Here is a 12,487-nt window from a genome sequence, read left to right on the forward strand (position 1 = left end):
CGTCCCGTACATTTCGACCTCCGTTCTGGAAGCCCAAATCACTCGATAGATGCCAATCCTACTGACGTTTCCCTATGATGTTGACAAATCCGAAAAGGCAGCTTATCAGCTTTGCTTGCCATAATTATTGTGATAATTGCTTATGTCCGTAAAATAAGGCAGGAGGAGATTTTCCTTCGTCAAGAATTTGGTTTAGAGTATGAGCAATACATGAAAAATACCTCAGCATTGATACCTTGGATATATTAATACTTTCTCTATTTGGCTCTCGAACCTTGAGCGAGCCGCTTCAGCAGGCCGGCAAACTCGCGGACCCTGTCTTCCCCGCAAGCTTCCTCTCCGTATCGGACCCGAATGTAGATCGCGCGCATATCCTTCAGAACACCTTTGTCAAAATGCTCCTCGCCCTTTTTCTCAATCTCAGAAGTCGTGTCTGAGTGTAAAAGGCTGATGTTTCTCTTGAGGGACAAGCTCAGAAAGCGTTCATAATAATGTCTTATGGTCTCAGCCCTGTTTCTTCCGGCAAACAGGCCAAACTTCCGGGGAAAGCGGGATGTCCTTTCTCTTAACGGCCGGAGAGATTCCCGGCTTTCCCTATACCCCTCGCTTTCCCGCCCCACATCATGGAACCGCCGCAGCAGTCTGAATAAACCGTCTCCCGAAGTTTCGCAAGATCGAAGTTTGACATAGCTGAGAGGTCTGACAGGCACCCGCATCATCAACAGACTTTTTTCTTTACGCCGGCAAAAGTTCTAGAGATTTGTGATATAATCGACACAAATTAGGATAAAATTTGCCAATTCGGCCGCGAATTTCCCCGCGACCCACTCTCACTTGTAGAGGTGGGAGTCTCACGGTTGGATGAGGAGAGAGAAAGAGAGGGATAGAGGTTTGAAAAAAGTTATCCTCTTTGCCGTCATATTATTTGCTCTGTTTTGGGGGCATCCGCTGAGCGCCCAAGCCAGTCCTTTGGCTTTCTCGACTCAGCGCCTGGCCGGGCACGACCGAATCGGAACGGCCCTCAAAATCGCGCAAGAAGGCTGGACTTCGGCCCAAACGGTCATTTTGTGCGAGGAATCGGACTATGCGGACTCCATTGCCGCCACTCCTTATGCGGTGAGTTTAAATGCTCCCATTCTTCTCACCGCGGGCAGCGCCCTGGACCCAAGGGTAGTGGCGGAACTGCAGCGACTGAAGCCTCAAAAAGTCATCCTCCTGGGAGGCAGCGGTTGTCTGCAGCCTACGATCGAACAGGAACTCAGCCGCCTCTCTTTGAAGTGGGAGCGCATCGGTGGCGCTGACCGTTATGAAACCTCCATCCTTCTCGCCCAACGTCTGCCCGGTGATTCCCTTATTCTGGCCAACGGAGATAATTTCCCCGACGCCCTGTCCGCGGCCAGTTTCGCCGGAATCAAGCAAATTCCCATTGTTCTGACCTCCAAGACCTTTCCGGCCTCGGTCGTGAAGTATTATGCCCAGGTCCACCCTCAACATTTGCTGGTGATCGGCGGTGAGGGGGCTATTCCCTCAGCGGAGTTAGCCAAATACAATTTCAGGGTGGAAACCCGTTTGGGCGGTCAGGACCGTTATGACACCAATGCCCAAGTCGTTACGTATATGCAAAGCGCCGTTCAGTCCAATGATCTATTCTTGGCTTCAGGCCTCACCTTCCCGGACGCCATAGCCGGCACCGTTCTGGCCGCAAAACTGAAAGCTCCCCTCTTGCTGACAGAAAGCAACGACATTCCTCCGGCGGTCTATCGCCTCCTGCGGGCCCATATGAAAGTCGCGCCCCCCGCCTCCGCGGCAGACTCTTCGGGAAATCCCTCCGCGAATACCTCCGGAAATGCTTCGGGGAATACTTCCGGGGACACCTCCGGGCAGACCCCGCATAACCCCTCCGGAAACACCTCAAACCCGGATTCAGGCGGCAACGCGGCCCTGCAAGGGACGATCAACGCGGCGGCGGGCCTGAACCTGCGCAATGCCCCGTCGACGACCGGCAAAATTCTGGGAGTCATTCCCCAAGGCACCGTCGTCGGTCTCTCCGCCCGGCAGGGCCAATGGTACGAAACAGCGTATCAAGGCAGCACAGGCTGGATCTTCTCGAGTTATGTAACCCTCGCCGGTTCAAGCTCCTCTGACTCCACCCCGGCTCAACCGGGCACTGAGCCTTCCGCCTCCGGCACAGCAAACAAAATCAACTCGGCCCCAGGTATTGATTTGTCTCCGAACGGCACCGTCTATATTCTGGGGGGACCCGGCGCCATCAGCCTTCACGCGCAAAACATTATCGAAGGGAAAGCTTCTTCCGCCTATCCCGAAAATCTCCAAGCCTCCCCCCCGCAGATCACACCACCGTCCCCTCCCGCAGCCGGCGGCACTCCCCCGGCTGATCCCGGCGCGCCCGTCACCCCACCTGTCGTTACCTCGCCTGTCGTTACCCCACCTGTCGTTACTCCGCCTGTCGTCACCCCCTATGACCCCTCCAAAGAAATTCCGGTTGATCCTTTTCAGGGCATTCCGGCTCAGGCCCTGTCAGGCAAAACCATCGTCGTGGACCCCGGACACGGGGGACCGGACGCCGGAGCAGTCGGACCGAACCATACTTATGAAAAAGACAATACCCTGGCTATAGCCCTGGCCTTGAACACTATCTTAAAGAAAGCGGGGGCCAAGGTCGTTTTGACCCGCGACAGCGACGTGTCACCGGCAACGCCATATTCCGTCATGGCCGATCTCCAGGCCCGCGTGGATATAGCGAACCAGAGTCACGCCGACCTGTTTATCAGCATCCACAATAATTCTTTCACCAACCCGGATGTCCAGGGCACGGCAACCTATTTTTCCTCTGACAATCCCAAGCAAAATGAAAGCCTGCAACTGGCCCATTGCATCCAGACGGCCGTGGTCAATACGATTCACACCAAGGACCGGGGAATCAATGACGAAGCCTTTTACGTCATCAAACATACGACCATGCCCGCCGTTTTACTTGAGGTGGCCTTCATTTCCAATCCCTATGAAGAAGCAAGGCTGCAAAACCCCATCTTTCGCCAAAATGTCGCCGCCGGCATTTTCCATGGCATCTATAATTATTTTAAGAATCCCCTACCCTCAGACTGAGGCAGTGCGTCTCAGATTATCGTGTTATCGTGGTTATGCTGGGGAATTCCGGGAAACGCAAAAAGGCGCGGTAAACACGCTTTTTTGCTCTGCAGAGAGTTACCGGAGTTTCTTGAACTCTTCCTGTGTTAATCCAGCATCTTGCAGAATTTCAAGTGTTAACCCCGGTCCAAGTTTTTGTGCAAAGGAACCGTAACAGCACTTTTGATTGGGTGTTAAAGCCTAACGTGGCTTCCCCTCTGCCTAATTGCTTTGTACCCGGTTTTCCCAAAGGCGTCAATCATTTTTGCCGCGCGGTGCGAACCAACGTCAAATGCGCCTGACCAGACCACCCCAGAAAACGCTCCCTAAAAAACAGCCCGTCCCCCTTCTCCTATCGCAACAGCGGGAGAAAGCGAAACGGGTTACCAACAGAGAAACAAGATCACAAACAGGTTACGTACAGGAAATCCTATCACAATGGGTTACCACACCCTCGATTGCGGCAGTCGTACCTCAACTTTAGCCGGCAAAACACGTCAGGGGTCCGGCCAGACCGCAGCAGGGTGCCGGCTCAGGCGCGCAACCCCAATCGTGACACCTAAAGTCTGCTTTCCACAACCGCCACGGTGGCGGCGCAGATCTTAGCGGCCTCCCCGAACAGACGGGCGCGCTCCGCCTTAACTTTGGCCTGGTAGTCCCCGTCTTTAATCTGGGGTAAATTGATGTCGACACTGAACATGGCGGCCTTCAGGGCGCTCTCCGCCAGATAGGCCGCCACCCCGACGTCGCTGATCGCCCCTTTGTTGCCGATGGGAGCCAAGGCCTGAGCGAGTTTTAAGACTTGGAAACAGTTTTCGGCAATACCCAAGGGCGTGTCGGTTGCGGAAACCAGAGCCCCCTGCATTTTTTGCGCCCGGGCTGCTTTTTCTTCCTCGCTGTTCTTAGGCAGCTTGAGGACGGCCATGAAATTGGAGAATTCGTCAATATCCTGGCTTAAACCGTTTTTCAAGCCGCTGAGAGCCGCCTCGGCCTCTGCCAAAATCCCTTGGACCTGAGGTTCAACTTCCTTGTACTTCTCTTTACCGAGGGTCAGATTGGCAACCATTGAGACCATCGAGGCCGCCAGGGCCCCGACAAAAGCGGAGACACTTCCGCCCCCTGGCGTAGGCGCGGAACTCGCCGCCTCGGTCAGGAGCTTTTCCGTGGTCCACTGCCACAGTTCTTTTCCGGCCATTACTTCTGATTCCCCCTCTGCAAAGCAATACCCTGCAAGACATTGCGCATGATCAGGGCCGTGGTCAGAGAGCCTACCCCGCCGGGAACCGGGGAAATCAGCCCTGCCACATCCTTAACCGCTTCGAAATCCACATCTCCGCAGATTCCGCCCGGAATCTCATTGATCCCGGCATCGACCACAACCGCTCCGGGCTTCACCATATCCTTCTTAATGAGCTTAGCCCTGCCCACCGCCGCAATTAAAATGTCCGCCTGGCGGGTGTGGTAACTCAGATCCGGAGTCTTGGAATGGCAAATCGTCACCGTGGCATTGTGTTTAAGGATGAGAAAGACCAAAGGCTTGCCTACGGTTTCTCCCCGGCCGACGATGACCACGTGCTTGCCGGCTATTTCCACACCCGAACGCAGGAGGATCTCGATACAACTCTGGGGCGTGGCCGGGAACAGCCCTTTTTGCCCGCTGAGAATATAGCCCCTGTTCACGGGATGAACCCCGTCCACATCCTTTTCCGGCAGCACCGCCGCCATGATTCTCTCTTTGGCAATATGTTTGGGCAGCGGCAGCTCGATCATGATGCCGTGCGTCTGCGTGTCCCCGTTCAGACGCTCGATCAGAGTGAGAACTTCCGTCTCCGCCGTATCCGCCGGCAAGGTGAAAAGTTCGAAAGCCATCCCCAAGCTCTCGCTGACTTTCTGTTTGGACTTGGCATAGACCACGGAGGCCGGGTCATCCCCCACCAGAATCACCGCGAGCTTCGGTTGGACCCCTTTTTCCCGCCACTGGGCGATTTCCTGACGAATTTCTTCTTTGAGCGTTTTGGCAACCGCTTTGCCATCCAGCAACTGTGCCATGCCGCACTCCCCTTTCTATCTTTCCGGACCAACCCCGGAGTATTCGCACCTTCCGAAACACTCGCGGCAGGTGCGCACGTTTCGGAGCGGCTCCGGCCGCATTCACACTCCTCTGCCGCGTGCCGCCCGGAGGACCCCCATCCCGCACAGGCGGCGCCGACAGAGAATGAGCCCGTTCACCAAACATACTCTCAGATCTCGGGTTTCAGGTCCGGCGCCTCGCGCTCCGTGCCCCCGCTCGCAGCCCCCGGCCCGACGTCCGCGACGGAAAAGCGGGCCCCCGGATCCCTTCAGTGAGACCGGTTCTCCCCGTTCAGATAGGCATTAATTGAGGCCGCTGCCTTTTTGCCGGCGCCCATGGCCAAAATGACCGTCGCCGCACCGGTGACGATATCTCCGCCGGCAAAGACTCCCGCCTTCGAGGTGGCGAGGGTTTCCGGATCTGCCACAATATTGCCGCGCCTGTTCAATTCCAAGCCGGGCGTGGACTTGGTCACCAAAGGATTCGGCCCCTGACCGATGGCTACCACTACCGTGTCCACTTCCAGTTCAAATTCCGAACCGGGGATGGGCACGGGAGAGCGTCTTCCGGAAGCATCCGGTTCACCCAATTCGTAGCGCAGGCAAGTCATGCTCTTCACCCAGCCCTTTTCATCGCCGTGCAAAGCCACCGGGTTAGTCAGGAGGCGGAAATTGATCCCCTCTTCTTCCGCATGATGCGCTTCTTCCGCCCGGGCCGGCATCTCCTCCCGGGAGCGGCGGTAAACGATGGACACCTCTTCCGCGCCCAGGCGCAGGGCTGTGCGCGCGCCGTCCATCGCGACGTTCCCGGCTCCCAGAACCGCCACTTTCTTGCCCACCTTGATGGGCGTGGCATATTCGGGGAATTTATACCCTTTCATCAGGTTGGTTCGGGTGAGAAATTCGTTGGCGGAGTAAACCCCGAGCAGGTTTTCCCCGGGAATTCCCATAAAATAGGGCAGCCCGGCGCCGGTACCAATGAAAACGGCGTCATAGCCGCCGCTCGCCATCAGTTCGTCGACCGAGGTGATCTTGCCGACGACCTCGTTGGTCCGGATCTCCACGCCCATTTCTTTCAGGTTATTGATTTCCGTCTGAACGATCTCTTTGGGCAGACGGAATTGGGGGATACCGTACATGAGCACGCCGCCCGCCACATGGAGGGCTTCAAATACAGTAACCCCATGTCCGGACTTGGCCAGATCCCCGGCACAAGCCAGACCCGACGGACCGCCGCCGATGATGGCCACTTTTTTGCCGGTCGGGGCCGGTTTTTCCCCATGGCTTTCCCCGAACTTAATTTCATAGTCGGCCACAAAGCGCTCCAGCCGGCCGATGGCCACCGGTTCGCCTTTCTTGCCCAAGATGCACCGGCTTTCACACTGGGTTTCCTGCGGACAAACGCGCCCGCAGATCGCGGGCAGGGAATTCTTCTCTTTCAGCGTCACCGCAGCGGCCAGAAAATCCCCTTCGGCCACTTGCTTAATAAAATCCGGAATCAAAACCTCCACCGGACAGCCGGAACGGCAGGTCGGTTTTTTGCACTGCAGACAGCGTTTCGCTTCTTCTACCGCCATCTCTTCCGTATAGCCCAAGGCTACTTCGTCAAAGTTATGGGCCCTTACCGCCGGCTCCTGACACGGCATTTCGTGACGCGGAATCTTTAAAGCCATAACTCAATGCCCTCCTTCTTGGCCGCAGGCACCGTGTGCTTTGGCTCTGTTCTCTTCATCCTTATAAAAAGCCAAGCGCTGCATGGCCAGCTCAAAGTCGACCAAATGCCCGTCAAACTCCGGCCCGTCCACGCAAGCAAACTTGGTCTCCTCGCCCACCTTGACCCGGCAAGCCCCGCACATCCCCGTGCCGTCGACCATAATCGGATTCATGCTGACGATCGTCTTAATTCCCAAGGTCTTCGTATACCTGGCCACGGCCCTCATCATCACCATCGGTCCGATAGCCCAGATGACCTCCACTTTATGTCCTTGGGCCAAGATCTGATCGAGCCCGGTACTGTGATATCCTTTAGTTCCCAAGCTGCCGTCATCCGTCACGATCACCACTTCATCGCTCACGGCTGCCATCTCTTCTCTCAGGATCAACAAATCGGCAGTGCGGGCGCCCAGAATGGAAATGACATGGTTGCCGGCCTCTCGCAAAGCGCGCGCTATGGGGTAGATGGGGGCGATTCCCAGTCCGCCTCCCATGCAGACCACAGTACCGTAATTCTCAATATCGGACGGAACACCCAAAGGACCCACAAAATCCAAGAAAGAACTTCCTTCCTGTAAATTGTTAATCATGCAAGAAGAATAACCCACGTCTTGAACCACGATGGTTATGGTGCCCCGCTCCCGGTTAAAATCCATAACCGTCAGAGGGATGCGTTCTGACTTTTCATCCATCCGAACGATAACAAACTGACCCGGTTTGACTTTGGCGGCAACTCTCGGGGCTTCCACCTCGAAAAGGACAATGGCGGGAGCCAGTTGCCTTCTTTTCACTACCTGGTACAAGTGCACTCCTCCTCCTGAAAAAACTCAAACATATTACTATTCGTCACCCGTTGGACAAAATCCTTCTCACAAATCAGAGCATTGGGCAAAATACGAACCGTTTGACCACAAGAGCAGCGTGAACGCAGCTGACCTAACGTTTGGCCGCCCCAGTCACGTCAGTCCGAGTACGCACCGATGCCAAACGCGCCCGACCGGCGGTGCCGGCCATGAGGAAGACACCCAGGCAACCGGCTAGGTCGGAGACAGCGCCTGCTCGGCCAAGAAGGCCACTCCGATGGCGTTATCCCGGCTCCAAGCCGGTTCGGCCCAATAAAGCCTGACAGTCTGGGGCAGACGTCGGCTCAACTCACGGCGGATAAACTTGTTGGCGGCCACTCCGCCCACTAACAAAACCTCCGTCAGGCCTGTTTGGGCACAGCCCGCCCGGATAAGCTTGCCCACGGTCCGGGCCAAGCATCCTTCCACGGCGCGCGCCACGTCGGGACGGGACACTCCCCGGTCGGCTAAACGCCGGGCCGCGCTTTCCACCCCGGAAAAGCTCACTTTTAACCCCTGTACCGACGAAGGAAGCAAAGACTCCGCGCCCGGGGAAGCTCCCTCAGCCAATTCCTCCAAACGCTTGCCGGCCGGAAATTCCAGGCCCAAGCGCACACCCACCCGATCGACAAACTGTCCGGCGTGCAGATCGGTAGTCCCGCCCAGAAGATCCAAGTCGAACCTGCCCGCCTGCCCGCGCCGGACTTCGATGAGTTCCGTCGTGCCGCCGGAAAGATGCAGAAGCAAAAAACGTGCCGTCTCGGGGCCCCCGGCGGAGACCAAACCGGCTGCCAGATGCCCTTCCTGATGGCTGGTCAGCCAAAGTCCGTTTTGACGGGCCGCCGCCAAGGAGCGGGCAAGGGCCAACCCGGCGGTGAAAACCGGCATATAAGAACCCCGGATCCGGCGGGGAGCACTGCTCACCCCGATACCGGCCAATCCCGCCTAGTAAGAGGACGGAACCTTTTGCACGAGCAGGGGAAGATTCTGCACATGCTGAAAAAAGGCCGCGGATTGAGCCAAACCCGTCTCCCCCTGGGGGACCTTCAAAACGAGCCTTTCTTCCCAAACGAGCCTATTGGCGCCGACGATGGCTAAAGAGGTCGTGTAAGCCGATGTGTCTATGCCTAAGTAATACATTTTTACTTCCGATCTTCGACCAACTTGTCCAAAACACCGTTGACAAATTTGGCGGAATCGTCCCCGCCAAAGAGTTTGGCCAGTTCAATCCCCTCGTTGAGGCTCACCGGCCGCGGAATATCGGGGCGGAACAGGATCTCAAAAGCCGCCAGGCGTAAAACATTGCGGTCGACGTTGGCCATACGCTCCAGATGCCAACCCGCCGCAATCCGCGCCAGTTTTTCGTCGATCTCCGTCCGGTGCGCCAAAGTTCCCTGAACCAGTTCCCGAGCGAAAGAAAGCGCCTCCGCCGGCACAGTGAATTCTTCCCCCCAGCGCTCAAGCACCGGCCCGGGATCCGCCCCCTCCCCAGTCATGTCAAGTTGGAACAATACTTGAAGCGCCGTCTCGCGCCCTCGTCTGCGACTCATATTCTGTCGGCGACCCTTCGTTCCGAGAGGAAATCGCCGTCCTCCTTTCGCCGGGCCGCGGCCCTTCGAAGATTATTTTTGAAAAAACCGGTTCAACCAAGCGCTCAGATCCCTGTGTTCGTCATAACGTTTTCCCAGTAAAAAACCCGCCGCAATGAATAGGAATAGGACCACGGCCCGCCAAAAACCCAAAATAACCAATAAGAGTCCGAAAACAAAGCCGCCGGAGGTTCCGACCAGCTTTCCCGGGTGTTCGTTCCAGGACCAGGAAAAAAAGCGGGCCACAGCCTGCGCGAACTGCTCCTTGAAACTCATCGCACCCGTGCCGGGCGGGCGGAAAACATACCCCTCACCAGCACTTTCACCTCGGTTACCTTAATCCCGGTATACTGTTCCACATCGCTTCTGACCGCATTCTGCAACTCCTCGGAAACCTGAGCCACGGCGACACCCGGCTGCAGCTGTCCGGACACCCTGACTTCCAATCCCTCCGGCCGCTGCCTGAGAGCGGATTCTACCTGTTGAACTCCGGAAATGCCCTGCGCGGCGCGGGCAATGATCTCCCGCAAGGCCTCTTCCGTAATCCGCACTTCACCCAGACGGGAAGGCAACGCAAAAGACGGGGAGCTTTCACGCGGCCGCAGGAAAAAAAGCAAACCCACCAAGACCAGGAGTACCCCCGCGGCCATACTCTCCCAGGCATTTTCTCTCATATACCCAATCAGCTGACCCATCCAAAAATAGGGCAGAAACCACCCGCTGCCTACGGCCAAAACTACCAGACCGGCCAGGATGACGATCAGTCCCAAAGCCAGGGCCGCCAATCTCCGCCACCTCCTTCAGAAGCCCCCCTGGCTTGCCAAGGGGGCCGATCTTCTTTTTCCGGGAGTTCCCTTCCCCGGCGCTCACCGTTCGCTTGCCTTATGTTCGGTTGGGTCGAACCGGGAATTTATCCAATCGTGAGACTACCGCCTCGACAAGTGGGGTCGTTCCCTGGACTCTGCTTCGCTGGGATTAGACTCAGCCTTTGGCCGTCCTTATCCAGCGGACAAGGACGCCTTCGCCGCGAAGTATCCTTTTGGGATCAGCGGCTTCCCTTTTGCGCTGCCGAGCGGAATCGGAATCACTTGACCCGTATCTCTTCTTCCTTTACCTCCGGCGCGGCATGGAAATTGACACCCTGGATGTGCACATTCGTCTCAACGACCGTCAAGCCGGTCATGCTCTCAATGGCATCCTTCACGGCTTCCTGGACGCGCACCGCCACATCCGGGATTCTCACCCCATATTCAACGATGATGTAAAGGTCAACCGCCGCCTCTTCCTGGCCGACCTCCACTTTGACCCCTTTGGCCAAATTCTTGTTGCGGGCCAGCATATGCGCCAGGTCGCCCACTAAGCCTCCGCTCATTCCGGCCACTCCCTCAACTTCCGAAGCGGCCATTCCGGCAATGATTTCCACAACCTCATCGGCAATTCGAATGGCACCAAGGGAGTTCGCCATCTCGGGTTTCTCCATGTCGTCACCTCTCCAACCGTATTCAGCCACACTCTTCAACACTCTTCAGATTCCCTGTCATTATAGCAGATTTCCATTTCGCTGGCAAAGGGCCGCCTTAGGCCTGTCCCCCTTCCTCAGCGCAAGTTCTTTTTACCGCCCGCACCGTCCATCACGAAGTAAGGCTTTCTCCGACAATGTCCGCCCACGAGCAAAAAACCCCGCTTACAGCCATGAAAACAAATTAGAGAACTCGCCCGGAGATTCCGCCACATGAGGCCTCGGAAGCCCTGACGGTTTCCGGGTTGACCCGGTTCACTCACTCACCAAGAATCCGGCGCTGGATGAAGTTTGTATATACTTCCCCCCTGCGGAAGAAAGCGTTGTCCAAGACTTTGAGGTGAAAAGGAATCGTCGTCGCTACTCCTTCGATCACAAACTCTTCCAGCGCCCTTTTCATTCGCTGTACAGCCTCGTCCCGGTCGGAGCCCCAGACAATCAGCTTTCCGATCATAGAATCATAATATGGCGGTATGCTGTACCCCTGATAGGCCGCACTGTCGACCCGGACCCCCGGCCCTCCCGGAGCATGGTAAAGTTCTATCGTCCCGGGACAAGGCATAAAGTTTTTCTCAGGATCTTCGGCATTGATCCGGCATTCCATCGCCCAGCCCCGCATCTGCACGTCTTCCTGACAGAGCCCCAGCGGCTCTCCCGCCGCCAGGCGAATCTGCTCTTTGACCAGGTCCAGGCCGGTGACGAACTCGGTCACCGGATGTTCCACTTGAATGCGAGTATTCATCTCGATAAAGTAAAAGTTCTTGTGTTTGTCCAGCAAAAACTCGATCGTGCCGGCATTGGCATAGTTGGCGGCCTTAGCCGCTTCCACCGCCACCCGACCCATGCCTAAGCGCAGCTCGGGGGTTATGGCGCTGGAGGGAGACTCTTCCAGCAATTTTTGATTGCGCCTCTGCAAAGAGCAGTCCCTTTCTCCCAAATGTATGACGTCCCCGAACTTATCCGCCAAGATCTGAAACTCGATATGTCGCGGCTCCTCCACATACTTCTCCAGGTAGATCTCCGGGTTGCCAAAAGCCGCCTCAGCCTCCGCCCGCGCGGCCAGTATGGACTTTGACAGTTCTCTGGCGTTTTGGGCTACGCGCATGCCTTTGCCCCCGCCCCCGGCCGAAGCTTTGATGAGCACCGGATAGCCGATTTTCCCGGCGATCTCCTCCGCTTGGGCCAGATCATCCACCGGCCCCGGAGACCCCGGAACAACCGGAACTCCGGCGGCTATCATGCTTTGGCGAGCTTTGGCTTTGTCACCCATATTCTCGATCGCCGCGGCCGCCGGTCCTATGAAAGTAATCCCGCAAGACTCGCAGATCTCCGCGAAGCGGGCATTCTCGGCCAAAAAACCGTAGCCGGGATGGATGGCATCGACCCCGGTCAACTCCGCCGCACTAATAATGTTGGGAATGTGGAGATAGCTTTTGCCTGCGGCGGCGGGACCGATACAGACCGCCTCGTCGGCCGCTTTGACATGCAGGGACTCCCGATCGGCCTCGGAAAAAACAGCCACCGTCTCAATGTCCAGCTCGCGGCAGGCCCGGATAATTCTCAGGGCTATTTCGCCGCGGTTAGCGATAAGGATTCTCTTGAACACA

Annotated in this window: 10 protein-coding genes and 2 pseudogenes; 1 reads left to right on the forward strand and 11 read right to left on the reverse strand. The window is 56.7% G+C overall.

Annotated features, from left to right (window positions below; genetic code table 11):
- Nucleotides 1-257 precede the first annotated feature (257 nt).
- The gene (locus MNU25_RS13490; RefSeq protein WP_240985544.1) at nucleotides 258-722 is read right to left on the reverse strand and encodes a hypothetical protein; all 465 of its coding nucleotides are present in this window, start codon (nucleotides 720-722) and stop codon (nucleotides 258-260) included.
- 169 nt (nucleotides 723-891) lie between these two features.
- Between MNU25_RS13490 and MNU25_RS13495 the strand changes: the two genes are divergently transcribed.
- Nucleotides 892-3,126, forward strand: coding sequence for an N-acetylmuramoyl-L-alanine amidase (locus MNU25_RS13495; RefSeq protein WP_240985545.1), 2,235 nt, complete (start codon nucleotides 892-894; stop codon nucleotides 3,124-3,126).
- Between the two features lie 580 nt (nucleotides 3,127-3,706).
- On the opposite strand, the gene MNU25_RS13500 is transcribed toward MNU25_RS13495, so the two are convergent.
- From MNU25_RS13500 to accC, 10 genes and pseudogenes are all read right to left on the reverse strand, one after another.
- Complete coding sequence (locus MNU25_RS13500; RefSeq protein WP_240985546.1) at nucleotides 3,707-4,342, reverse strand: cyclodeaminase/cyclohydrolase family protein; 636 nt, start codon at nucleotides 4,340-4,342, stop codon at nucleotides 3,707-3,709.
- Nucleotides 4,342-5,196: a bifunctional 5,10-methylenetetrahydrofolate dehydrogenase/5,10-methenyltetrahydrofolate cyclohydrolase gene (locus MNU25_RS13505; RefSeq protein WP_240985547.1), complete on the reverse strand. Its 855-nt coding sequence runs from the start codon at nucleotides 5,194-5,196 to the stop codon at nucleotides 4,342-4,344. Before MNU25_RS13505 ends, MNU25_RS13500 begins: the two co-directional genes overlap by 1 nt.
- A gap of 290 nt (nucleotides 5,197-5,486) precedes the next feature.
- A complete protein-coding gene (gltA, locus tag MNU25_RS13510; protein WP_240985548.1) occupies nucleotides 5,487-6,890 on the reverse strand; it encodes an NADPH-dependent glutamate synthase in 1,404 nt (467 codons plus the stop codon).
- A 3-nt stretch (nucleotides 6,891-6,893) separates the two neighbouring features.
- Nucleotides 6,894-7,733: a sulfide/dihydroorotate dehydrogenase-like FAD/NAD-binding protein gene (locus MNU25_RS13515; RefSeq protein ID WP_240985549.1), complete on the reverse strand. Its 840-nt coding sequence runs from the start codon at nucleotides 7,731-7,733 to the stop codon at nucleotides 6,894-6,896.
- Between the two features lie 234 nt (nucleotides 7,734-7,967).
- Nucleotides 7,968-8,912 (reverse strand): annotated as a pseudogene (locus MNU25_RS13520) (Kae1-like domain-containing protein).
- Between the two features lie 2 nt (nucleotides 8,913-8,914).
- Nucleotides 8,915-9,322 carry a transcription antitermination factor NusB gene (gene nusB, locus MNU25_RS13525; protein ID WP_240985550.1) on the reverse strand — a complete coding sequence of 136 codons (408 nt, stop codon included), beginning with the start codon at nucleotides 9,320-9,322 and terminating at the stop codon, nucleotides 8,915-8,917.
- 72 nt (nucleotides 9,323-9,394) lie between these two features.
- On the reverse strand, nucleotides 9,395-9,637 hold the full coding sequence (locus MNU25_RS13530) for a DUF2273 domain-containing protein (RefSeq protein WP_240985551.1): 243 nt from the start codon (nucleotides 9,635-9,637) through the stop codon (nucleotides 9,395-9,397).
- Nucleotides 9,634-10,149 (reverse strand): annotated as a pseudogene (amaP, locus tag MNU25_RS13535) (alkaline shock response membrane anchor protein AmaP); the annotation flags it as partial. The pseudogene amaP and the gene MNU25_RS13530, both read right to left, overlap by 4 nt.
- A 296-nt stretch (nucleotides 10,150-10,445) precedes the next feature.
- Nucleotides 10,446-10,841 carry an Asp23/Gls24 family envelope stress response protein gene (locus tag MNU25_RS13540; protein WP_240986853.1) on the reverse strand — a complete coding sequence of 132 codons (396 nt, stop codon included), beginning with the start codon at nucleotides 10,839-10,841 and terminating at the stop codon, nucleotides 10,446-10,448.
- A gap of 298 nt (nucleotides 10,842-11,139) precedes the next feature.
- Nucleotides 11,140-12,486, reverse strand: coding sequence for an acetyl-CoA carboxylase biotin carboxylase subunit (accC, locus tag MNU25_RS13545; RefSeq protein ID WP_240985553.1), 1,347 nt, complete (start codon nucleotides 12,484-12,486; stop codon nucleotides 11,140-11,142).
- Between the last annotated feature and the right edge of the window lies 1 nt (nucleotide 12,487).

Source organism: Acididesulfobacillus acetoxydans, from assembly GCF_902729405.1.
Taxonomy (GTDB): domain Bacteria; phylum Bacillota; class Desulfitobacteriia; order Desulfitobacteriales; family Desulfitobacteriaceae; genus Acididesulfobacillus; species Acididesulfobacillus acetoxydans.

Excerpts from the sequence above, each read along its gene's own strand:
- MNU25_RS13505 (WP_240985547.1), bottom strand. The coding sequence starts at position 5,196 with ATGGCACAGTTGCTGGATGGCAAAGCGGTTGCCAAAACGCTCAAAGAA.
- MNU25_RS13530 (WP_240985551.1), bottom strand. The coding sequence starts at position 9,637 with ATGAGTTTCAAGGAGCAGTTCGCGCAGGCTGTGGCCCGCTTTTTTTCC.
- MNU25_RS13500 (WP_240985546.1), bottom strand. The coding sequence starts at position 4,342 with ATGGCCGGAAAAGAACTGTGGCAGTGGACCACGGAAAAGCTCCTGACC.
- MNU25_RS13540 (WP_240986853.1), bottom strand. The coding sequence starts at position 10,841 with ATGGAGAAACCCGAGATGGCGAACTCCCTTGGTGCCATTCGAATTGCC.
- gltA (WP_240985548.1), bottom strand. The coding sequence starts at position 6,890 with ATGGCTTTAAAGATTCCGCGTCACGAAATGCCGTGTCAGGAGCCGGCG.
- nusB (WP_240985550.1), bottom strand. The coding sequence starts at position 9,322 with ATGAGTCGCAGACGAGGGCGCGAGACGGCGCTTCAAGTATTGTTCCAA.